The sequence below is a fragment of the Caballeronia sordidicola genome (genome assembly GCF_002220365.1).
GTDB lineage: Bacteria > Pseudomonadota > Gammaproteobacteria > Burkholderiales > Burkholderiaceae > Caballeronia > Caballeronia sordidicola_C.
The window spans coordinates 60,368-83,206 of the sequence record NZ_MTHB01000246.1; the positions used below are offsets into that span (position 1 = coordinate 60,368).

The window sequence follows — 22,839 nt, forward strand, 5'->3', positions numbered from 1 at the left end:
CCGTTCAGTGCATGAGTTCCCTACGTGCGCAAATGGCTGCCGGCGTTACTTCGCAAACAGCGAAGCGATGTTCGCAAACGCCTTGATCTCGAGCGCATTGCCCGACGGGTCCAGGAAGAACATAGTGGCCTGCTCGCCGACTTCACCCTTGAAGCGCACATGCGGCTCGATGATGAATTCCACCCCGGCCGCCGTGAGTTTGTCCGATGCCGCTTGCCACTGGTCCATCGGCAACACCACGCCGAAGTGCCGGACCGGGACTGCATCACCGTCCACCTCGCTCGTCTTCCGATGACCGATTTCGTCCGGTGCGAGATGGGCCACGATCTGGTGCCCATAGAAATTGAAGTCCACCCAGTCGGCAGAGCTGCGGCCTTCCGGGCAGCCGAGCAGGTCGCCATAAAACTCGCGGGCGGCTGCAAGGTCATGGACTGGAAAGGCGAGATGGAAAGGGGAGATGGCAGCAGTGGCGTCGCTCATGGCAGGGCTCGGATATCGGTTGAGTGATACGTATTCGACGACGCGGACAAGGTCTGTCCGCACCGCCGTCATGGTGCGCGAAAAATGGATCTCACGCCATGGGAAGACAGTTTAGGGGCAACGAGAATAGTTGAATAACCATAGTTTTTTTAGCTCAGTATCAATAAAATCGATCAATCAAAGCCTTTAATACCGGTCGATAAAACCATGATGCGAGAGCTGAAAACCTTTCTGGCGGTCGTGCGTTTCGGGACATTCGCGAGTGCCGGGGCGCATATTGGACTGACCCAGTCGGCTGTCAGCGCGCAGATCCAGCGGCTGGAGGAAGACCTGGGTTTTCCGCTATTCGACCGGACAGGGCGTTCGGCCACGCTCAACGCCGCGGGCAAGCAGACTGTCGAGTCTGCCGAAGAATTATTGTCGGTCTACGCCCGCCTGGCCGCGCGAGGCGGCACGGCGCAACAGTCGGGCCTGCTGCGGGTGGGGGCTATCGCGTCGGCGCAGGCTTCGTTTCTCGTCAACGCCATTGAACTGTTCCGGCAGACGTCGCCAGGGTGGCGAATTCGCGTGGTTCCCGGCGTGTCGCTCAACTTGCTCGCTCAGGTGGACTCCGGTGAAGTCGACGTCGCGGTGATCATCAAACCCCCTTTCGCATTGCCGGCCGAACTGCACTGGCGCACGCTGCTCACCGAAACCTTCGTGCTGCTGGTCCCGCGCGAGCTTGCGGACCGGCCGTGGCGCGCGCTGCTCAAGTCAGAGCCTTTTATTCGATACGACCGGAGTTCTTTTGGAGGGCGCCTCGTCGACCGCTTTCTCAGAAGGATTCGCGTGACGGTTCAGGATGTCGTCGAACTGGACGAATTGCAAGGAATCGTCGGGCTCGTGGCACATGGGGTAGGCATTGCGCTCATCCCCCAATCGTCGGCGCTGCATGTGCCCGACACCGTAAGCGCGTTGTCTCTTGGAGACGAGACCTTCACGCGCGAAATCGGCCTCGTCCAGCGGCATACGAGAAATGAGCAAACCGTCACCGTGCAATTCGCCGGGTCCGTCTGTGCAGTTCTGCCGCGATGAGGAACCGGCGTCATTGAAGTCCAAACCGCAGTAGAACGGAGAACCGGGTCAAGCGGCGCTCTTGCAAGAGCGCCGGGATCTACCTGGTCTCGGCCGCTCTCCTGAATGTGTCGCGCTAGGCCCAGTGGCGGGTCAGGAACGCAGCCACCTCGTCGAGCGCGCGGCGCGCGGTCGGCAAGTCTCTCGTCGCGCTCTGGAAGACGTGGTGCAGCCCTTCGAAGATATCGAGCCGCACCTCGCCGCCTTTGTCCGCGGCCGCCTGCGCATAGCGCCGTGCGTCGTCGAGCAGGATCTCGTCTGCGCCCACCTGGATGAGCAATGGCGGCAGGACCTCGGGCACGGCGTAGAGCGGGGACGCCCGGCCGTCCTTCGGATCGGCGCCGGCAAGATAGGCTCCTGCAGGCCCGCGAAGCATTTCCGGCTGGAAGATGGGGTCGTGGATGTCGGGACTGACGAACGAGGCGCCGGTCATCGCCAGATCGAGCCATGGCGAAAAAACCGAGATGGACGCTATTGCCGGCGCGGTCGTCGCCGTATCGCCCAGCACGCTGAGCGCCAGTCCGCCACCCGCGGAGTCGCCGACCAGCGCGACTTGCGAGACGCCTTGGCGGCCCAACCAGCGGCGAAGCGCGGCGGCGGCCCCGGGCGCGGCCGGGAACACATGCTCCGGCGCCAGTGGATAGTCGGCGACGAACGCCGCGACCCCGGCGCGAACCGCCACCTGGCTGGCCAGTCCGCGATAGGCCTTGGCCGAGCCCAGCATGTAGGCGCCGCCGTGCAGGAAAAGGATCGCCCGGCCAGCCGGCGCGCCGGTCGGCCGCACCCACCAGCCGCTGACTCCGTCGCGGTCGACGGCTTCCAGGGTCACGCCATCGGCGATCGGCGTCCTGGCGATCAGCGTGTCATAGGTCTCGCGCTGATTGCCGGTCGGGTTCGAGAATAGACCGTGGATCTCGGCGAGCACAGCTTGCTCAATCTGGCGCTCGTCGGCGGACAGAACGTGCCGGGTCTCAACGGAGGTCGTCTTGGTGGCGGTAGTCATGTAATTCACCTTTGATTTATGGGGCTGGAACTGTCCAGCCCCCTCTGACGTCAGGATCATCCATTTCCATCTGGCGCGGAAGCCGGGTTCCTGGAATACAATCCATTCCTGACAGGAAGTATTGGGAACCCTCAATGGACCGGCTTGACGCGATTCGCCTCTTCGTTCGTGTGATCGAACGCGGCAGCTTCTCGGCGGTCGCCCGGGAGACCGGGGTCGGCCAGTCGGCGGTCAGCAAACAGATCGCCGCCCTCGAAGCACACCTGGGTGCGCAACTGATGCGCCGCACCTCGCGGAGCATGACCCTCACCGACGCCGGCCAGGTTTTCTACGAATCCGCCTTGCGGCTGGTCGACGAATTCGACGCGGCGAAATCCCTGGTCGGACGCGGCCAGTCCGCGCCTTCTGGCCTGATCCGAGTAACCGTCGCCCCGGTGTTCGGGCGGCTCTACATCGTGCCGCGCCTTCCCGAGTTCTTCGCTCGCTATCCGGACATCTCCATCGAGGTCACCGGCTCCGGGCGCAACATCAACCTGATCGAGGAAGGCGTCGACCTGGCGATTCGCAACGGAGAGCTCGCCGATTCGAGCATGATCGTGCGCCGCATCGCCACGACGCCTTTCGCAACCGTCGCCACGCCGGCCTATCTCGCAGTCCGCGGCACGCCGCGGACTCCCACCGACCTCGACACCCACGCCTGCCTGATTTTTGCCCCGCTCCACGAACCGCTGCCGTGGGAGTTCCGGGACGGATCGAGGCCCGTTCTGCATCACCCACGGTCGAACTTCCGCACGGCCGACGCGGAACAGATCCGCGCCGCGGTGCTCGCCGACCTCGGCCTCGCCCACGGCCCGCTCTGGGCGTTCTCGCCCGAGATCGCCTCGGGCGCGCTGCGCGTCGTACTGGCGGATTACGCCCCCGGTCCGCTCGCGATCAGCGCCGTCCACCCCGCCGGCCGCCGCCTGCCCACCAAGGTCAGGGTGTTCATCGACTTCCTGGTGGAGACTCTGGCGGCCAATCCGGCGCTGACGGGACACTTGAGCCGAGTCGACATTTAACGGCGTCGGCATTTCCGGTTCACGGTTCACCAAGGAACGCGCGGTGCCATGGCTTATCCCGTGATCTCGTCCCGTGCGCACAAGCCGTTTTCAACGCTACCTTGATTTATTGAACGATGGGTCATAATATCCACTCATGATAAAAACCTCCTCCCTGCCACAGCCTGCCGACCGCTCTCAGGAGCGTGGACGACCCCGTGAGTTCGATCTCGACGAAGTCATCGATTCCGCCGGGCGGGTGTTCTGGGAGGGCGGTTATCACGCGACCTCGGTCGGAACCTTATGCGATGCAACCGGGCTGCTGCGCGGCAGCCTGTACGGCGCATTCGGCGACAAGCACGGGCTTCTGATCGTTGCGTTCGAGCGTTATGCCGACGGTGCGGTTGCCCGGCTCAAAGAGCGTCTGGAAGCCGATCTGCCGCCGCGTGAATGCCTGCGCCAAGCGTTGCTTCATTACACCCGGCTCAGTGCCGACCTGTCCGGCCGCCATGGATGTTTCATCACGAACGCGGCGCTCGAACTGCTTCCGGCGGACGAAGTATTGCGGCCATACATCGAAACCACACTCCAGCGCATTGGTGCCCAGTTGACCGCGGCGGTGATCCGCGGCCAGCAAGCGGGAGACTTCAACGCCGATCTCGACGAAAACGCCGTTGGCATTTTCTTGCTATGTATCGTGCAAGGACTGCGGGTACTGGGCAAAGTCGAGATAAGCGAAAAGAAGCTGACTGGCATCGTCGATATGACCCTGCGTGCGCTGCTCTAAAAAATTTTCCCTAATTATTGAACGATAGGTCATGAATAAACTAGTCGAGGATCGAGCGACGGTCGCGGGGTACCCGGCCGCTGCGCACAACACATCCCTTGTTACTGTGCGCCGCGGATACATGACAGGTGTAGCGCTCTGCGTGTGCGCAACAGTTTTGATGGGCATCATGTTTCCCGTCATGACAAGCGCACTCCGGCATGTCGATCCATTCACCTTTACGTCACTGCGTTACGTGATCGCCGGCAGCGCGTTTCTGGTCCTGATGCGGGTGAAGGAAGGCCCAAGCGCGTTCCGGTTCAAAGGCGAACCTATCGCGCTTGCCTGGCTGCTGGGGTCAATCGGCTTTTGTGGATTCGGTTCTTTTGTTTTTCTGGGCCAACAATTGGCCGGACGCGACGGCGCGCTCACTGCATCGATCATGATGGCAACCCAGCCGATGATGGGTCTGATCGTGAATTCGATCGTGCGCAAGATGCTGCCGCCGTTGTATTCGTTTCTTTTTATCCTGATGTCGTTTGCCGGGGTCGCGCTGGTCGTGACAAAAGGCAATATCGCGGCGCTCCTGAGCGAGCCTCAGCACTACTCGGCGAACGCGTTGATTGTGGTGGGCGCGCTCTGCTGGGTGATCTACACGTTCAGTGCGTCATACTTCAAAAGCTGGTCCGCGCTCAAATACACAACGATGACAACCCTGCTGGGCCTGACCACGATCATTGGGCTGAACGTGCTGTTATTCGCGCTTCATGTCGTGCCGGTACCGACCACGGCAATGCTGATCGCCATCGTCCCTCACCTGCTTTATATGGGACCCGTTGCGGGTTTTACGGCCATTCTGTTCTGGAACATGGGGAACAGGATCCTTACTCCACTCAATGGCGTGCTGTTCATGGATGTGCTGCCCGTGACAACATTCGTGGTGTCGGCGATGAGCGGATTAATCCCGACCCATATGCAGATTGCAGGCGCGTGCATGACAGGCGCGGCGCTGATTCTCAATAACCTTTATTTACGCCGTCGCACGCGGCGCGTTGCTGCCGGTTCATAAAACCGGGCCGGTACCCGAATGACACCGGCCCGCGTCGTCAAACAACCTGGAACGGCGCTCGCGGCACTGTATCTCCGTCCAGACTGGCTATCGCCCAGACGACCGCGAAATTCGTCGCGGCATTATGCGAAGCGAAACGGCCAAGGGTGCCGTGCGAGCGTTGATTCCCATGCTCGTCCCGGATGATCACGAATGAATCGAAGGCGCCTTGGGCGGGGGCAACCATGGGTCGTATAGTCGATCCTCGGTATTGCATTTCCATATTCAGCCCTCTCTCTTTAGGTTGATGCAATGAACGCCGGAGTAAAAAACCAGAAACGATTTCGTTGTCGATGCATCTATGCGCAGCGCCTAATATTCAATATGCCAAAGCGTGAAACCAAAACCCGGATAATTGAATGTTGCATGCGACGGCCCTTTCAATTCAACTTACCGCGCCACGCTGCGCGCCGTGATCAAACAACCGTGTTCACGCATTCGAGCATTCTTTGCACAGTGGCATGCTGGGTTGGCGTCAGTTCCGGATAACGCGCCAGATCGATTACACGCTTGCGCCAATAAGCCTGACCGAGTAACGAACCCCTTCGCTCGTCGCTCCAGCGCGGAACGATCCGTTCCAGATGCGCGATCTCTTGCTCAACCAATAATGGATGTCGAGGGGCTGTTTGAAAGGTCTGGTCAAAGCTCACGGCTCATGCTCCAGTAACAAAGCAGCCGACATTACCGTGACTTCGCCGACAGCGAATCCTCAATTCTGAGGATTCACGCTAGGCGGTAACGTCTAGTAATCACCTTCGGGCAAAAGTCATGAATATGAAGGCATAGGCGCACCGGGCCAGTGCGGCAAATGACCGTTATTGGGCAGAGGGGAATAGTGCCAAGAGTTCGCGATAACCAGACCGAATTCAATTCAGCTGGCATGCCAAGCTTACATTTTCGCCGCACGTCTGTTGCAGCGGATACTCAACCGTGTTCGACCGTCTTCGCTCCGATTCGAACAGCACATTGGCCGGCCGCAGCGTTCACCAAACGATTATTTCCGCCTGGCGGGTATTCATATAAATACTTTTCGCCCGCGCACCGCTTTACTACTGCCCATTTGTCTGTACCGCGCGAATCAGTTTGGAGCGGCTTCCAACACCGAGTTTATGGAAAGAACGGTCAATGTGCGTTCGGACCGTCGTATAAGAAATGCCCAGCCGGAATGCAATTTCCTTGTCGAGCAGCCCCTCCACCACCAGCCCGACCACATCCCGCTCACGGGCCGTCAGGTTCTTCAGGACGTCCTCTGAAATCAGCTTGGCGTGCGGTCCAGACGGCTTCGCCATACCCGCTGCAGCCCGCGCTCGCGCGAGTGCTGCGGTAAAAGCCGGGCGAACGAACTCGGCCATGGCGAGGTCGTGATCGGAGAAATCTTCCCGATGTTTGCCGCGCCAGATGCGCAGGTCGCCTATGTTCGAATCGCCCGCCCACGCATACATGTTCATGCCCCAGTGCAAACCGTCACGACGCAGAAAGTCGTTGAACAGTTCAGTGCGCACCAGTTCGCCCTGCGGAATCTTGTCGGTCACACGAACCGCCTCGCGGCAATTTTGCAACCGCGGCGTCACGGTATCGCGGTACTGGTAGTACTTCTCGTACTCGGACAGGTTGTCTTCCGACATGTTGAACGAGACCCGATTGACGAATTCCTTCTTCGTCTCGTCCCATACATACGACCCGAGATGGTCCGCGCGCAGCAAGCTGAGCATGCGCACGCCCACTTCCTGCCGCATCAACTGCTCAGGAAGTGAATCGGCAAGCACGGCGAAGATGTCGGAAACCAGGCCGGTTTCTCGGCTCGTCAAATACATAGGCTGGTTGATGCCCGGGTCAATGGCTCACGCACGTTTTCTCCACACGCAAGCCTTCACATTTTGAGATGCCGCCCCGCAGACTACACGGACGATATTGGCGATTCAAGTCTGTTTCGTCCGTGCCGTTAAATAGTTCGCCGTCATTTCAACTGACCGGCCAGTCGTTTGAACGCATCGCGAGGCGGCGGCGGCGCAACAGAATCAGGCCGCCGGCGCCCAATCCCGACTTCTATAAATCCGGAAGTATTTCTACCAGACAGGGAAATGCATGGCCTTCATTCCAAATCTACGTCGCCGCAAACCCATTACTGCAGCCGGTGAAACCGCTCCGGCTTCGCAACCCAGCTTTGGTTATATCGATACCCTGTTCGACTACGGCGCATTGCTCGCTTCATCGCCGGATTCGCTTGGCAAACTGCCGGCAGCCGGAAACCCGACGATTGCGATTATCGGCGCGGGCATGAGCGGCCTCGTGTCGGCCTATGAACTTCTGCGTGCCGGCGCGTCGAACGTCGTGCTGTACGAAGCGTCCGGGCGCATTGGGGGGCGCGCCTACAGTATTCCCTTTACGAATCAGGCGCCGGCATTCCTTGCCGAACTCGGCGCCATGCGTTTCCCTCCCAGCGAATACAGTCTGTTCCATTACCTCGAGCGCTTCGGCATCCAGGCAAACTCGAGTTTCCCCGATCCCGGCGAAGTGCTGACCAATCTCGGTTATCAAGGACAGACCTACACGTGGCCGGCGCAAGGCAACCCGCCCGATATGTTCGCGACTGTCCATGCAGGCTGGAGCGCGTTCATCAGCGATGGTTTCACGCCCTCCTCCGGACCGGCCTTGCTCGCACCGGTTGCCATTACCGAGTTGCTGCGCAACGGAAATCTAGGGGCGGCGCGCAATGCGTGGCAGGCGTATATCGACATGTTCGGTAACCAGAGCTTTTATAGCGCGCTGCAGACGCTGTTCAGCGGCGCGAACCCTCCCGGAGGCAAGCAATGGCGCAACCCGGACGACTACGAGCTGTTTGGCGCGCTCGGCGTTGGATCGGGCGGACTCGGGCCTATGTACCCGGTCGCTTTCCTCGAGATCGTGCGCCTGATGGTCGATGAACTCGAAACTGACCAGTTGTTCATTCCGGCGGGCATTGAATCGCTGGCAGACGCATTTAGCGCACAAGTATTTGGCGGTCTCTCGATTGCGCAGCGTGTCGTCAACAAGCCGGTGTCGCGCGTCACCCGTAATGGCGAAGGTGTGATGCTCACGCTGGCGGACGGATCGGTCCAGTTCGCCGATCGTGTCATCGTGACGGCCAGCACGCGGGCGATGCAGATCGACATGGCGTTGACCGCCCCCGCGTCGGCGCTCTCCGCGCAGCAGTGCTCGGCGGTCAATGACGTGCACCTGACCAGTTCGTCGAAAGTGTTCGTGATGACGCAGCGCAAATTCTGGCTCGACCAGAACCTGCCCGCGAATATCCAGACCGATACGCTGGTACGAGGCGTGTATTGCCTCGATTACGCACCCACGGACCCCAATGCGCCGGGCGTCGTATTGCTCAGTTATGCGTGGGAAGACGACGCCATCAAGCAACTTGCGCTCGGCAGCAATCAGCAGCGCGTGCAGCGACTGGTCGCCGACCTGGCACAGACCAATGCCGCGTTTGCGCAGTATGTCGTGCCGATCAATAACGACTACCAGACCTATGTGAAGACCGTCGACTGGGACTTGCAGCAGGGTTATTACGGCGCATTCAAGCTGAATTTTGCCGGCGGCGATGCCCAGAGCCAGCAGTTGTTCTTCCAGTTCCAGGACAGCCTGCAACCCGCGACGGATCCCTTCATCTATCTGGCCGGAGACAGTTGCTCATTTACCGGCGGATGGGTGGAAGGTGCGCTGCAAACGGGGATCAATGCGGTGTGCGCAGTGATTCGGAGCCTGGGCGGCAGCGTTGTGCCGAATAACCCGCTGGATAATATGTCGCCTCCGTACGATTACAGCGGTGTATCGACCAGTGAGGAACGGGAGGCAAGCGGCTGGCGTTAGGACGCTCGATCGCGGAGCACGGACCGCGCAACCGCCAAAAAAAGACCCGCACAAGGCGGGTCTTAGTCTCTCAGTTTCGTATGGCTGAACGCGCAGGCTTTCTTTGGCACGTTCGCTTTGCCATCGGAGTTCGGTGTAGACGTCAATCCCCCCGGCTCGGTTACAACTTAACTGATTAGAGTGGGCTGCGCATCCTCATTTCTGAGGATGCGCAACGGCCGACACACGCGGATTGAAAGGCTAGGGTTCCAGGTCTCGCGCCAAGTCCAGCCGGGTTTCGACCGAGTTTCGATCATACTCAGGCGGCTTCCTTCAACGACGCCATGTCGATCACGAAGCGATATTTCACATCGCTTTTGACCATGCGCTCGTATGCCTTGTCGATCTCGTCCATGCGGATCATCTCGATGTCCGACGTGATGCCATGCTTGCCGCAGAAATCGAGCATCTCCTGCGTTTCTGCAATGCCACCGATCAACGAACCAGCCAACGTACGGCGCTTGAAAATCAGGTTGCCGACAGACGGTGACGGATGTGCATGCTCCGGCACGCCGACGAGCGTCATCGTCCCGTCGCGCTTGAGCAGCGCGGTGAACTGATCGAGGTCGTGCGAGGCGGCAACGGTGTTGAGGATGAAGTCGAACGAGTTGACGTGTTTCGCCATCTGTTCCGGATCTTTCGAAATCACGACCTCATGCGCGCCAAGCCGCTTCGCGTCCTCGATCTTGCTGGCCGACGTGGTGAACAGCACCACATGCGCGCCGAACGCCGCCGCAAGCTTGACGCCCATATGACCAAGGCCGCCCAGCCCGACAATCCCGACCTTCTGTCCGGCCTGAACATTCCAGTGACGCAGTGGCGAGTACGTAGTGATCCCTGCGCACAACAACGGCGCCACGGCGGCGAGTTCAAGGTTCTCGGGAACAAGCAGCGTGAAGGCTTCGTCCACCACGATCGACTTGGAATAACCGCCGTACGTCACGCCGCCAATGTGTTTGTCGGGCGCATTGTAGGTGCCGACAAAACCGCTGCCTTCGCAATACTGCTCGAGGCCTTCCTGACAAGACGGGCAAGTGCGGCACGAATCCACCATGCAACCGACACCCGCCAGCGAGCCCACCTTGAACTTCGTGACTTCAGAGCCGACCTCGGTCACCCGGCCGACAATTTCGTGTCCCGGGACGTTCGGGTACACGGTACCCGCCCATTCGCTGCGCGCGGTGTGCAAGTCCGAATGGCACACCCCGCAATACAGGATTTCGATGCGGACATCGTGCGGACCCGTATCCCGGCGATCGAAGGCGAAAGGAGCAAACGGCGTATCGGCGGAGTGCGCGGCATAGCCATAGGTCTTGTACATGGTGTGGTCCTTGAAATGATTTGTTGATTCGTTGTGTGCGTTGCTTGTTTGTCGATACCGGGGTGCGCTGTCCGTTCAAAAACCGTGAACATCCGCATCGGCAGTCGACCCCGGCACCCTGTGTCACAACGGCCGGATCGATAGGCAATCAGCTTGATGAGAAGGCTTCTTGGGCTTGACGGCGTCTGGAACCGCGCCAAACCTGATTCAATGTCACTTGCATCGACATCGCCCGATTGTGCGGTCGCACAATCGCAGATGCGCTTGATTGAGCGCCGCCGGGCTTCGTTTCCAGATCTGAATCTGAATCCGAACGCCCGGAAGTTGCGAGCCTCCCTTCACAGAACAGTATGCGAATTCTGGACCAACCGCTCAATGGAAATATTGCGATTTCACAATTCCAATTAATGGAATGTCGTGTTGCAGCAATTCGGAGATTGATATCAGGACGTTATTTGCAGAAGCGGAGTGCCCAGCGTGCGCGTCGCCTGATCGCGACCAAACCGGATCATGCATCATCCTGCCTGGATCAATGCGACGCAACGTAGACGGAGTCGGGGCCGGCTTGAGGAACAGCGAAAGTCTTTTTCATCCGGTCTGCTTCTTCTATCGGACTACGCCCGAATAGCCGCTTGAATTCGCGGCTGAACTGGGACGAACTTTCATACCCCACCTGAGCACACGCCACGGCCGCGGTTACGTCGTTTCTCACCATTAAAAGGCGCGCCTGATGAAGCCGCGTCGACTTCAGATATTGCATTGGCGAGGTATTGGTCACCGCTTTGAAGTGCGAATGAAATGACGGCACGCTCATGCTCGCCTCCAAAGCAAGCCGCTCGACGTCCAGTGGCTCGCGGAACGACATATGGATCTTTCGGAGCGCCTTCGCGATCTTGCCGAAATGCCCTTGTCGCGTGAGTGCTGCGCGCATCGACCCGCCCTGCTCGCCTGTCAGCACGCGATAGTAGATTTCACGCACAAGCCCGGGGCCGAGAATCTCAGCCTCCGAAGGCAAACTCATCGTCTCCAGAAAGCGCAGTACCGATACACCCAGCCTGGCGTCAAGCGGTGTCGACATCATCCCTTTGGGCTTCGCTGGAGCACCGCCCGCCCGTTCGTCGAGTTGCAGCATCAAGTCTGCCGCCACGTTGAAGTCGAGCCGAAAATAGATGGCCAGCATGGGCTCGGCTTCGCTTGCCTCGGTTTCCATGGAAAACGGCACCGGCACCGATACCGCAAGATAGTGCTGCGCGTCATAAACATAAACGTCGTCGCCCAGAAATCCGCGCTTTCGCCCCTGGCAGACAATCACGATACCCGGGTCATACAGCACGGGGGTCCGGCTCAGCGGACGGTTCGAGCGCAGGAACCGTACGTCGGGCAGCGCTGTCAGGTTGTACCCCTCCACAGGCGCCAACACCTTCAGCAACGCAACCATGCGTTGCTGCGCGGTTGTCCGGTCATCGTGTTCATCGCGTTCAGGGGTCACGTCGGTCTCGTCAGTTTTTGCAGCCAGCTTGCAATGTGCCACTTGCCTGAACCGAAATCCACCGGCTCATAGGATTAGGCAAACACAACAGATGAACCGGCATTCGCGTTCTGACGCAGCGCTCCTATCATGCAAACGTTGCTGAGGTCTCATGTGTCATCGGAGATGCATCCCGACGCTCAGCCTGTCCACCGCTACCGGCAAGGAGTGCAGCACCATGAACCCCATCCAGGGCAAGAAGACTTTCCTGATTACCGGCGTGAGCTCGGGTTTCGGCCGCGCGTTCGCGCAAGCCGCGTTGAATGCCGGCCACGTGGTGGCGGGAACAGTGCGCCGCGAAGCCGACGTGCAAACATTCGAGGCGCTCGCAGCCGGTCGTGCGCACGCGATTGCGCTGGACGTCACCGATTTCGCGGCTATCGGTCCGGCTGTTGCGACAATAACGGAAAAAATCGGACCTATCGACGTGCTGGTCAACAATGCAGGATACGGCCATGAGGGCGTGCTGGAGGAGTCGCCGATGGAAGATCTGCGCCGGCAGTTCGATGTCAACGTGTTCGGCGCCGTCGCGATGATCAAAGCTGTGCTTCCCGCCATGCGCGAACGCCGGTCGGGCCACATCATCAACATCACGTCGATGGGCGGCTTCGTCACCATGCCGGGGATTTCTTACTACTGCGGCAGCAAGTTCGCTCTCGAAGGCATCTCTGAATCGCTGGCGAAAGAAGTCGCGGGTTTCGGCATCAAGGTAACCGCGGTTGCACCCGGCTCTTTCCGCACGGATTGGGCTGGCCGCTCGATGGTGCGCGCGGGTCGCAGCATCGCGGACTACGACGCACTGTTCACCCCGATCCGACTGGCGCGAGAGGCGAAAAGCGGCAAGCAGGCGGGCGACCCGGTCAAGGCGGCCCGCGTGCTGCTGGAGATGATTGCGGAAGAAAATCCGCCGGTACATCTGCTGCTTGGCACCGATGCGCTCAGCCTGGTCAGGGACAAACTGGCGGCTCTCAGTAACGAGATTGAAACGTGGGAAAAGGTATCGCGCTCGACGGACTTCTCGTGACGCCTTCAGGATTCGCCTTCATGACCCGATAGCCACGAAAACCCCTACAGCAGCCCGTCGCGATTCTGAAAACCGGGCTGCCGCTCTCGTGTACGATGGCTTCACATCGAGCCCGCGGCCAAGCCGAGCGTGACAGACAACGCCATGCTGCGAGCGCGCTGCAATAGCCCGCGCGCTTGAGCCGGATTTGCGCGCCGATCCGCTGTTAGCCGTCACCGGGTGGGGATTTCCATGCCACGTTCAGACTGGACCCGTGAAGCGATTCGCAAGATTGAAGCGGACTTCAACCGCTCCGCCGACACCCACCTGATTCCCCTGGACCTGCCCGGTTATCCGGCTATCCGTTTCTATTTCAAGGACGAATCGAGTCACCCGACCGGCAGCCTGAAACATCGTCTGGCGCGATCCTTGTTCCTCTATGCGCTTTGCAATGGCTGGCTGCGCGAGCAAAGCACGATTGTTGAAGCGTCCAGCGGATCAACTGCCATTTCCGAAGCGTATTTCGCGAGACTGCTTGGCCTGCCCTTTGTCGCGGTGATTCCGGCGGGCACATCGCGGATGAAAATCGAGGCGATCGAGTTCTACGGCGGACGCTGCCATCTTGTCGCCAAGCCTGCGGACATCTATACGGAATCGCATAGGCTCGCGGCGGAAACCGGCGGGCATTTCATGGACCAGTTCACCTACGCCGAACGTGCGACCGATTGGCGGGCCAACAACAATATCGCCGAGTCGATCTTCAAGCAGATGGACGACGAGGAGTACCCTGTACCGGCGTGGCTCGTTTCCAGCGGCGGCACCGGCGGCACGATCGCCACGTTGGGCCGCTACGTGGCGTACCGGCGGCACACCACGCGCATTCTTTGCACAGATCCCGAGAATTCGGTATTTTTCGATTACTTCAAAAGCACGCTCGCGGGCACGCCGGACAGCAGCTTGACGCTCGATGTCGGATCGAAGATTGAAGGCATCGGCCGTCCGCGTGTTGAACGCTCCTTTGTTCCGACATGTATCGATGCCATGCTCAAGGTGCCCGACGCGTTGTCCTTTGCTGCCATGCGCTATCTGGCCGGGCGCTTCGGGCGCCGCGTAGGCGGCTCGACGGGGACCAATTTTGTCGGTGTCCTGTATCTGGCCGAGCGCATGAAGCAGGCGAGCGAACACGGTTCCATCGTCAGCCTGCTGTGCGATAGCGGCGAACGCTATAGCAACACCTACTATGACGATGCCTGGTACCAGGCGCAGGGAATTCCGGTCGCGCAGCCCGATGCGCTGATTACTCGCGCGGTAGCGGGCGAAGCGGTGCTGACCCAGCAGAACATAGCGGGGTTGGAGGCTGCGGGAGTGGGAATTTAGAGTGTAGAGTGCGGTGCGTTTGGGATCACGTGCGAGCATGGCAAGTGCAGCGAGCGTCGTGCTGGATCTGACCCGCCCTTATGAGATTGCTTATCAACCTTTTTGCTTCCGTAACCATGTCCGCAACGACGCGGTCCCCGGTAGATGAATCAGGACTCTACCCGCACCCAAAGCTGCTTGAGCGGACTCGCATCTGCAACCCGATCTGATCGCCCACTATTTCGCCCAAACACGATGAGGTTCCGATGACCCGTACTGTCGCCGAAAAACGCGCTGCCTTTCGCGCGCTTCACCAGCAAGGTTGTTTCGTGCTGCCCAACCCATGGGATGCAGGCAGCGCACGGATGCTGCAGCATCTTGGCTTTGCCGCGCTCGCATCGACCAGTTCAGGCTTCGCATGGTCCACAGGTCGCCCCGACTATGCGGTGACCTGCTCGGATGTCCTGCAACATCTGGGCACCCTCTGCGAGGCTGTGGACCTGCCGGTGAACGCCGATTTCGAGTCCGGTTTCGCTTCCGACCCGGCCACGCTCGCGGCGAACGTCAGCCTTGCGATCCAGACGGGCGTGGCGGGTTTATCGATTGAAGATCGCGATGTGCAAGCACCGTTCGGTCTCTACGAAACCGCTCTTGCGCTCGAGCGCGTACGCGCGGCCCGTGCAGCAATCGACCGGTCGGGCGACGGCGTCGTCCTGGTCGCGCGCACCGAAATCCTGCTGAGTGATCCGAGTGCGCTCAGCCAGTCCATCGACAAACTTGTGGCCTTTGCCGCCGAGGGTGCGGACTGTTTGTACGCGCCGGGCGTCGTCGACAAAGCCGATATAGCGGTCATGGTTCGCGCCGTGGCGCCCAAGCCGCTCAACGTATTGATGATGCGGCCCGGCCTGAGCGTCGCCGAACTGGCCGACCTTGGCGTGCGGCGAATCAGTATTGGCGGAGGGTTGGCGCGGGTTGCGTGGCAGGCCATGCTGACGGCCGCCGAACAAATGAAAGCGGGGTCGTTCGATGGCCTCGCCAGCGCCGCACCAAGCAAGCAATTGAACGATGTCTTCGGTGGATTCGCCTGAGCCTGAGCGCTCGGCGCGAGCCCGGTCTTTTCACCAATGTCCCTGTAGCGCGGGGACATTCATGCATCGCGGGCCGATCGTGCAGCGGTATCAAGCGTTATGTAGCAGTCGCTCGCGCTGTATCGCCCGGACAACATGTGCGTGGCCGAAAGGGGTTGGCAAGCGCTATAAGTGCCTGATAATATTGAGACGTGGATAGCCGCCCGGCCCCACGTCACTCAGGTTCCATTTCTCAAAGGGAGGCGAAAAGATGCTCACATCCAATAGCGCCGTCCCTTGCCCGATGCGCCGGCCAACTTAGGTCGCCGCCAGCGCGGGCACAGCAGCTCGCGCAATTTCCAGACAGTCCGTTGTTAGTTCGCCCGCTCATGCAGGCGCGCTCCGTCTGTCGCTCTCATTATCTCTCGACAGGAAAAGCCTCGTCGCGCTTGGCGCTACGGGCTGTGGCAAATGGCTTACACAAAAAAACTCGACTTCGGCGGACGGGCGTTCAAAGACGTTCTCGGTTTCACCGTGGTTCACTGGGGCAAACAACCGTGGCGCATCGTAGCCATTGTTGTGCTCGCGCTGCTGTCGGCACTGGCAGATGTCCTCACGCCGCTCTTCGCAGGCCGGCTCGTGGATGCGCTCGCCGCCGGCGCGGCCGGCAAGGAGCTGGCGTGGCGTGCAGCCACAACCGCGTTCAGCATCCTGGCGTGCCTTGGGCTGGCAGGCACGCTGCTGCGTCAACTCGTGTTCATGAACATCATCGTATTGACACTCAAGATGATGAGCGAAATTGCCGCCAACGCATTTCATCGCGTGCAACGGTTTTCGGCTGACTGGCACGGCAACAGCTTCGCCGGTTCGACCGTGCGCAAGATCACGCGCGGCATGTGGGCGCTCGACCTGCTCAACGACACGTTGCTTATCGCCCTGCTCCCGTCACTGGTGATGCTGGTCGGCGCAACCGTGCTGCTCGGCATGCACTGGAGCGTCATGGGCGTGGTCGTGGGCCTCGGGTCGCTGCTCTATATCGGGGTGACGGTCGCCCTGTCACTCGGCTTCGTGGCGCCGGCTGCGCGCCTGGGCAACGCCTGGGATACCCGCATGGGCGGTGCGCTGGCGGATGCGGTGAGCTGCAACACCGTGGTCAAGGCATTCGGTGCGGAAACGCGCGAGGAAGCTCGGCTTGCCCGCGTGATCGGCAAGTGGCGTCACCGGACGCGGCGCACGTGGGCACGCGGCACGATCAACGGCGGTGTGCAGGGCGGCATGCTGGTGGTCATGCAGGCGGCAATCCTGGGTGCGGCGCTGTTGCTGTGGGAAGCCGACAAGGCCAGTGTTGGCGACATCACGTTCACGCTGACCATGTTCTTCATGTTGCAGGGTTATCTGCGCGAAGTCGGTATGCACGTGCGCAATCTGCAGCGCTCGGTCAACGACATGGAAGAACTGGTATCGCTTGAAGCACAGCCTCTCGGCGTGGAAGATAAACCCGACGCCGGGCCGATCACGATCCGTGAAGGCGAGATCCGCTTCGAGCATGTGACCTTCAGCTACGACGGCCACACGAAGCCGCTCTATGACGACTTCTCGGTGCGGATTGCGCCGGGAGAGCGCGTAGGGTTGATCGGGCACTCGGGGTCCGGCAAGACGACGTTGATCAAGCTTATCCAGCGGCTGTATGACATCTCGGGCGGCAGGATCACGATCGACGGGCAGAATATTGCCGATGTCCGCCAGGCGTCGCTGCGCGGCCAGATCGCGATCGTCCAGCAAGAGCCGGTACTGTTTCACCGCTCGCTCGCGGAGAACATTGCGTACGCCCGGCCAGGCGCAACCCGTGCGGAAATCGAACGGGCCGCAAGGCAGGCCAGCGCCCACGATTTCATCGCGGCGTTGCCCCAGGGTTATGAAACGCTCGTGGGTGAGCGCGGCATCAAGTTGTCAGGCGGCGAACGCCAGCGTGTGGCGATTGCCCGGGCGTTCCTCGCGGACGCGCCCATCCTGATCCTGGACGAAGCAACGTCGAGCCTCGACAGCGAGAGCGAAGTGCTGATCCAGCAGGCAATGGAACGGCTGATGGTCGGCCGCACGACGCTGGTGGTTGCTCACCGGCTTTCGACGGTGCGGGCGCTGGACCGGCTGCTGGTGCTCGACAAAGGCAGGATTGCGGAGGAAGGCAGCCACGAGAACCTGATCCAGCTCCACAACGGCTTGTACCGGCGGTTGTTCGAACGGCAGGCGCTCGGTTTGACGACCGATCGTGCAGAGCCGGCGAGCGCGGCAAAAACCGGCCACGCGGCAAGCGGTTATGCCAGCGATCCTACGATGACGACCGGGAGATGATGCGGCGGTCCGGGTAGACCCGGGACCGCCGCGTTGTATCGAAGTCCGGGGGGGAGGGCAAACTTGTGATCCCGTACTTTCAAACAACGCGAGGCCTTCGCAGAATCCAGCGCGATGCGCCTCACGTTCCTCAAGCACCAAAACCCTTTTGCGCGAACCTGAAGCGGTGCCGGCGAGTGAATCGACGCGTGCAGTCCGGTGTCTGGTCCGGTGTCTGGCCCGGGAAGATAATTGGTGTGCGGTTGCTTCGACTCATCAGCTTGCCTGAGTAGATTGGCAGCGCACGCATCGATAGCATCGGTCAGTGGTTTCGGATAACTACTCACCCATTCGGTGTCCGGCTAGCGGCCAGCAGCGAAGGCCGGAGAGCCCGCGATCCGGTCAAATCTAAAAAAAACTTCATTCTCCGATAGCGTTGTTTCAGATTTCGCAAGTCACGAAATTCCATAATGAATGGACCGATTACACATTGGGAGTTTCGCGATGTACCAAACACTATTGGTCGAGGCGGTCCACGATTCCGGGCGTCAGGCAGTACGCTTCGATATTGGATCGAACGCGGCAATCCTCGATGTCAAAGACATCGACCTGTTGATTGAACGTCTCGGGCAGATCCGTTCGGGGCTGTCGCCAGCGTTGCCGCACGAACCGTCGCGCACGCATAACTATGTGATCGAGATTGATCCGTGCTGGTATCTGGACAAGAATCCGCTGTTCAACGGGGTCGTCCTGCTGTTGCGTCATACCGGGCTGGGTTGGGCCGGGTTTGCGATTCCGCAATCAAGCCTCGAGCGCCTGCAGGACGCTATTGTCAAGCCTGTGCCACAGTCGTTTGAAGTGAGCCAGATACCGAGTTGAACATGCGTGCCGCCGGCACGTTTGTCGTGCGTGTGCTGAGCCGCCCCACTGCCGACACGTTGACGGTGATGTGGCGCGAACCAGCCCGCTGCTGCTATCAAGAACAGAAATGGATCCGGGCGCGCGCCGAAGCTCCAGGGCAATGCGCCCTTTCGTTCGCATCCTTCAAGGCAGGTGCCTGAGTCTTCAGGCCCCCAGGCTCATCACTCCCGCTGAACCGGGAATGCCGCATTGGCGAGACATCGCTAGCTGCATGGCCGAACGATCGCGAATCTTTAAGCTGCGTCTTTAAACCGCGAGACGACAAACCGCCAGGAACCTTAAGGCCAGCCGATTTCCTTGTCGGCTGGCCTTAAGGTTTTTTATCCGCCTCGCACACTCATTCGCAAGCAAAAAATCGACGCCGCGTGAAAACCCGCGGCATCGATCATTTACCAACTCAAACTCCGCAACTTAGAACCGGTGACGCATGCCAACCGTCACAGCCACTTGCTTGTCCGTCGTTGACGGGCTCAGGCCGTTGATGGCTGCGTCGCCGAACACCGTACCGTCGCCGCCCGACGCGTGTTGAAACACCCCTTCCGCATATACGTCCGTGCGTTTGCTCAGGCTATAGTCAGCGAGCAGCGAGAACTGGTGATACTTCGGCTTGGCATCGCCGGCGGCCGTATTGAACGAACCGTTCGTGAACGTGTAAGCGCCTTCGAGACTCATCGCCGGTGTCAACGCGTAACGCGTATTCACTTCGTAGTTATCCAGACGCAGGCTGTTACCCGACAAGGCCGTATAACCGTCGTTCATGTTGATCGCATCGAGACCGTCGAGTTTCGTGTGGGTGTACACGAATCCAACCGTGGCCGGGCCGAAAGCGTAGTTGACACCACCACCGAACGTGCGTTGACGCGCAGCGACGAACGTTGCCGTGTTATTCGCTCCCGACACTGCGCCATTGGCGTTGTCGCCCTGGCCGGGATTGTTGATCTGCAAATACGACGCAGCGAAGCTCAACGGGCCATTGGAGTAAGACGCGCCTGCGCTATACGCACGATTGTCCGAGAACGCGCCCGCCTTGTTCGAAAAGCCGTACAAGCCGCCGAACTTGAAACCGGCGTAATCAATGCTCGCGAACTTCACCGAGTTGCTTATGCTGAAGCTGTTGTCCAGATTGTCGTTGTCGAACGGGTGGGCGGCAAGGTTGTTGCCCAGGCCCTGGCCGGCTTCCGACAGCGGCGCCAGATAATCAACCGTGGAATCGTATTGCTTGCCGAGCGTCACCGTACCGTACTGGTTCGATTGCAAACCCACATACGCCTGACGGCCGAAGATCTCGTTCGACTGCGAGAACGCGCCGTTGTTCACATTGAAGCCGTCTTCCAACTTGAAGATGGCGTGCATGCCGCCACCCAGGTCCTCGCTGCCCTTCAGGCCCCACAGCGTGTCGCTGACGTTGCCGCTACCCACACCCCACGACTGACCCGACGAGGCCGTTCCCGGCGTGTGCGAGTTGTTCGCGTACACCACGCCGGCATCGATCACGCCATACAGCGTGACGCTGCTTTGTGCGTGGGCGGCTACTGCGAACAGGCTGGAAATGGTTGCAGCCAACAGAACTTTCTTCATCATGAACTCCACTTAGATAACGGGTTCCGGGTCAGGAGGCAGCTTGCAACGCTGCGTGACTTGGGCGTGCGCCCAAGCGAAGCGGACAATGCTTCAAGCGGGAGGACATGCAGCGTTAAGTGCGGCCTTGACCTCAGAGCATCGAAGTCTACGGAGCGAGTGGCTCCAAAGGGCGTGGCCGAACTGAATGACAGATTTTCAATTTCTGCAAGTGAGACCAGTAGGATCAGCGCGAGCCCAGACGTACGCTAGGTTTAAGCGATATTCTTGTTCTGCGGCATTTTCATTATCAAGGGTTTGCGTGTATCGAATGCGCCACGCCGTTGATTTATGGTTGCCTTAAGAACGGCCGACAAAGTTAAAAAAGACTTAATAAAGCAGGCGCGTCCTTGTTACGTCACGTAGCAGATCATGCTGGCAGTCAAATCGATACGGGCTGCCCATCATGAATCAGCTACAAGCAATGCGCGTGTTCACCCGCGTGGTCGATCTCACCAGCTTCAGCCTGGCCGCCAAGCAACTTGGCATGTCGGCCGCCGCAGTCACCCGTAGCATCAGCATGCTGGAGGCGCACCTGAACATGCGCCTTCTGAATCGCTCCACGCGTCGGCTCTCCTTGACCGAAGCAGGACAAGCCTACGTGGATGGCTGCCGCACGATCATCCAGCAACTCGATACGATTGAAGAGAGTCTCGTCCGCTCGACCCGCGATCTCAGCGGAACACTGCGCGTAGCGGCGTCGACCACGTACGCCGCATGCGGCCTGAGTAATCTGCTCGCGGCGTATCGTGCATCGTATCCGCGCATCGGCTTTGACGTGACGACTTATGACTCGCCGATAGAGTTAATAGAAGGCGGTTTCGATGTTGGTTTTTCTGCGGATCGCAACCTGCCCAACTCGTCACTGGTGTGCCGTCACCTGACCGCGTTCAAGGAGGTCGCCGTCGCCTCGCCCGGCTATCTCTCTCAGAACGGCACGCCCGTGAATCCCGCGGCGCTCGCGCATCATCATCTGCTCTCGATCTCCGACGGCTGCGCGCGCAATTGGGAATTCTCGGATCAGAACGGCGTGTATCGCGTGGCGACCGGCAACGCGCTGCATGCAACCAGCAGCGCCACGGTTCGTTCCGCGGCGCTGGCGGACATGGGGATCGCGTTGCTGCCGGCACCGCTGGTCAAGGACGATCTGGCGAAAGGCTTCTTGCTTCCCATCCTCGGCCAGTTCCAGATAGCGGGTGGCGTACGTCAGGTTTCCATTCTCTACACGGGCCGCAACTATCTCTCCGCGAAGGTCCGGCATTTCATCGACTTCTCGGTGAGCCAGTACCGAGCCCCTGACAACGCGGTAAAACTTCGTGCCGCGGCGTAACGTGCATTCCGAGCATCCCCCACTCTGGAGTGCGTTGTAATGCCGAAAGTACTTGCCATAGAAGACGACGAACTGATGGCGCAGGAAGTGTCGCGCGCATTGTCCGCGCCGGGCTATACGGTCCAGGTTGCCCGCACTGGCCGCGACGGTATTGCGAAAGCGATTGGCGGCGGTTATGACATCGTCACGCTTGATCGCATGTTGCCGGACCTGGATGGCCTCACCATTGTGACGACCATGCGAGGCGTCGGCATAGACACGCCCGTGCTGATTGTCAGTTCAATGAGCCATGTGGATGACCGCGTGCGCGGACTGCGGGCCGGCGGTGACGACTATCTCACCAAGCCCTTCTCTCACGATGAAATGCGCGCCCGCGTGGAAGCCTTGCTTCGACGCAAGGCCGGACCAGCATCCGACGAAACGGTCTTGCGCGTGCATGGCCTCGAACTCAATCTCGTGCGCCGCCGCGCCACGCTTCACGGCCGCGTGCTCGACCTGCAGCCCACCGAGTTTCGCGTGCTCGAATTCATGATGCGTCATGTGGGCCAGGTGCTTACGCGCACGATGATTTTCGAAGGCGTGTGGGGCTGCCGTTTCGATCCAGGCACCAACCTGATCGACGTCCATGTTGGCCGCCTGAGAAAGAAAGTGGATGACTCCAGTGGCCGGCCGTCGATCCGCACCATTCGCGGCTCCGGCTATTTGCTGGACTAATACCTTCATCATCGAGCGCAGTCACAAGGTGCGGAACGCCTTATGGCTACGCTCGATTTTCGTCATGCCCCTGCCCTCCGAAAACTAAAACTAGTTTCATTTTTCCTGCGCGTGGGTGATAACCCAATCCTTCCAGAATGACTGACACCGGCGCTGTCATTGCGCAATAAGTCCGATGCTTGGTCCGGTGCCTCGATGTCCCTATGTCTTCACATCATTAAGTCAGCGCGAGCCATGCGCACCCTGA

Annotated in this window: 20 protein-coding genes; 13 read left to right on the forward strand and 7 right to left on the reverse strand. The window is 59.9% G+C overall.

The genetic code is table 11. The features are described 5' to 3' along the window. Nucleotides 1-45: 45 nt before the first annotated feature. Entirely contained in the window at nucleotides 46-480 is a 435-nt protein-coding gene (locus BSU04_RS34095) for a VOC family protein (RefSeq protein ID WP_089164814.1), read from the reverse strand. Between the two features lie 207 nt (nucleotides 481-687). On the opposite strand from BSU04_RS34095, the gene BSU04_RS34100 reads away from it, so the two are divergent. Further along, nucleotides 688-1,554 carry a LysR family transcriptional regulator gene (locus tag BSU04_RS34100; RefSeq protein ID WP_089164666.1) on the forward strand — a complete coding sequence of 289 codons (867 nt, stop codon included), beginning with the start codon at nucleotides 688-690 and terminating at the stop codon, nucleotides 1,552-1,554. A 115-nt stretch (nucleotides 1,555-1,669) separates the two neighbouring features. On the opposite strand, the gene BSU04_RS34105 is transcribed toward BSU04_RS34100, so the two are convergent. Beyond that, nucleotides 1,670-2,596 carry an alpha/beta hydrolase gene (locus tag BSU04_RS34105; protein ID WP_089164815.1) on the reverse strand — a complete coding sequence of 309 codons (927 nt, stop codon included), beginning with the start codon at nucleotides 2,594-2,596 and terminating at the stop codon, nucleotides 1,670-1,672. Between the two features lie 134 nt (nucleotides 2,597-2,730). On the opposite strand from BSU04_RS34105, the gene BSU04_RS34110 reads away from it, so the two are divergent. The 3 genes from BSU04_RS34110 to BSU04_RS34120 all read left to right on the forward strand — a co-directional run bounded on the left by BSU04_RS34110 (nucleotide 2,731) and on the right by BSU04_RS34120 (nucleotide 5,468). Then, nucleotides 2,731-3,654, forward strand: a complete 924-nt coding sequence (locus BSU04_RS34110) for a LysR family transcriptional regulator (RefSeq protein WP_089164667.1) — start codon at nucleotides 2,731-2,733, stop codon at nucleotides 3,652-3,654. A 136-nt stretch (nucleotides 3,655-3,790) separates the two neighbouring features. Beyond that, complete coding sequence (locus BSU04_RS34115) at nucleotides 3,791-4,420, forward strand: TetR/AcrR family transcriptional regulator (RefSeq protein ID WP_089164668.1); 630 nt, start codon at nucleotides 3,791-3,793, stop codon at nucleotides 4,418-4,420. Between the two features lie 31 nt (nucleotides 4,421-4,451). Continuing rightward, nucleotides 4,452-5,468 (forward strand): DMT family transporter, encoded by a 1,017-nt coding sequence (locus tag BSU04_RS34120; RefSeq protein ID WP_256983672.1) that lies wholly within the window; start codon nucleotides 4,452-4,454, stop codon nucleotides 5,466-5,468. Nucleotides 5,469-5,923: 455 nt separating this feature from the next. Here the strand turns inward: BSU04_RS34120 and BSU04_RS34130 are convergent, their stop codons facing one another. Then, nucleotides 5,924-6,157, reverse strand: coding sequence for a hypothetical protein (locus BSU04_RS34130; protein WP_144021437.1), 234 nt, complete (start codon nucleotides 6,155-6,157; stop codon nucleotides 5,924-5,926). A gap of 399 nt (nucleotides 6,158-6,556) precedes the next feature. Next, nucleotides 6,557-7,315 (reverse strand): response regulator transcription factor, encoded by a 759-nt coding sequence (locus BSU04_RS34135; protein ID WP_179258535.1) that lies wholly within the window; start codon nucleotides 7,313-7,315, stop codon nucleotides 6,557-6,559. Nucleotides 7,316-7,592: 277 nt separating this feature from the next. Here BSU04_RS34135 and BSU04_RS34140 point away from each other — a divergent pair, with 277 nt between their 5' ends. Next, nucleotides 7,593-9,365 (forward strand): NAD(P)/FAD-dependent oxidoreductase, encoded by a 1,773-nt coding sequence (locus tag BSU04_RS34140; protein ID WP_089164672.1) that lies wholly within the window; start codon nucleotides 7,593-7,595, stop codon nucleotides 9,363-9,365. A 298-nt stretch (nucleotides 9,366-9,663) separates the two neighbouring features. Here the strand turns inward: BSU04_RS34140 and BSU04_RS34145 are convergent, their stop codons facing one another. Continuing rightward, complete coding sequence (locus BSU04_RS34145) at nucleotides 9,664-10,725, reverse strand: NAD(P)-dependent alcohol dehydrogenase (protein ID WP_089164673.1); 1,062 nt, start codon at nucleotides 10,723-10,725, stop codon at nucleotides 9,664-9,666. Nucleotides 10,726-11,254: 529 nt separating this feature from the next. After that, nucleotides 11,255-12,163: an AraC family transcriptional regulator gene (locus tag BSU04_RS34150; RefSeq protein ID WP_089164817.1), complete on the reverse strand. Its 909-nt coding sequence runs from the start codon at nucleotides 12,161-12,163 to the stop codon at nucleotides 11,255-11,257. A gap of 268 nt (nucleotides 12,164-12,431) precedes the next feature. On the opposite strand from BSU04_RS34150, the gene BSU04_RS34155 reads away from it, so the two are divergent. The 6 genes from BSU04_RS34155 (at nucleotide 12,432) to BSU04_RS48985 (ending at nucleotide 19,071) form a co-directional block, all read left to right on the forward strand. Further along, on the forward strand, nucleotides 12,432-13,277 hold the full coding sequence (locus BSU04_RS34155) for an oxidoreductase (protein ID WP_089164674.1): 846 nt from the start codon (nucleotides 12,432-12,434) through the stop codon (nucleotides 13,275-13,277). 231 nt (nucleotides 13,278-13,508) lie between these two features. Further along, nucleotides 13,509-14,633 (forward strand): PLP-dependent cysteine synthase family protein, encoded by a 1,125-nt coding sequence (locus tag BSU04_RS34160; protein ID WP_089164675.1) that lies wholly within the window; start codon nucleotides 13,509-13,511, stop codon nucleotides 14,631-14,633. Nucleotides 14,634-14,878: 245 nt separating this feature from the next. Next, nucleotides 14,879-15,700, forward strand: coding sequence for an isocitrate lyase/PEP mutase family protein (locus BSU04_RS34165; protein WP_089164676.1), 822 nt, complete (start codon nucleotides 14,879-14,881; stop codon nucleotides 15,698-15,700). Between the two features lie 450 nt (nucleotides 15,701-16,150). Continuing rightward, a complete protein-coding gene (locus BSU04_RS34170; protein ID WP_089164677.1) occupies nucleotides 16,151-18,031 on the forward strand; it encodes an ABC transporter ATP-binding protein in 1,881 nt (626 codons plus the stop codon). A gap of 483 nt (nucleotides 18,032-18,514) precedes the next feature. Then, on the forward strand, nucleotides 18,515-18,889 hold the full coding sequence (locus tag BSU04_RS34175; protein ID WP_089164678.1) for a hypothetical protein: 375 nt from the start codon (nucleotides 18,515-18,517) through the stop codon (nucleotides 18,887-18,889). A 2-nt stretch (nucleotides 18,890-18,891) separates the two neighbouring features. Beyond that, the gene (locus tag BSU04_RS48985) at nucleotides 18,892-19,071 is read left to right on the forward strand and encodes a DUF3331 domain-containing protein (protein WP_089164679.1); all 180 of its coding nucleotides are present in this window, start codon (nucleotides 18,892-18,894) and stop codon (nucleotides 19,069-19,071) included. Nucleotides 19,072-19,342: 271 nt separating this feature from the next. Here BSU04_RS48985 and BSU04_RS34185 read toward each other — a convergent pair whose 3' ends face one another. Continuing rightward, nucleotides 19,343-20,509, reverse strand: coding sequence for a porin (locus BSU04_RS34185; protein ID WP_089164680.1), 1,167 nt, complete (start codon nucleotides 20,507-20,509; stop codon nucleotides 19,343-19,345). A 445-nt stretch (nucleotides 20,510-20,954) separates the two neighbouring features. On the opposite strand from BSU04_RS34185, the gene BSU04_RS34190 reads away from it, so the two are divergent. Both BSU04_RS34190 and BSU04_RS34195 read left to right on the forward strand, forming a co-directional pair. Continuing rightward, nucleotides 20,955-21,878 carry a LysR family transcriptional regulator gene (locus tag BSU04_RS34190; RefSeq protein ID WP_089164681.1) on the forward strand — a complete coding sequence of 308 codons (924 nt, stop codon included), beginning with the start codon at nucleotides 20,955-20,957 and terminating at the stop codon, nucleotides 21,876-21,878. 39 nt (nucleotides 21,879-21,917) lie between these two features. Beyond that, nucleotides 21,918-22,592: a response regulator transcription factor gene (locus tag BSU04_RS34195; protein WP_089164682.1), complete on the forward strand. Its 675-nt coding sequence runs from the start codon at nucleotides 21,918-21,920 to the stop codon at nucleotides 22,590-22,592. Nucleotides 22,593-22,839 lie beyond the last annotated feature (247 nt).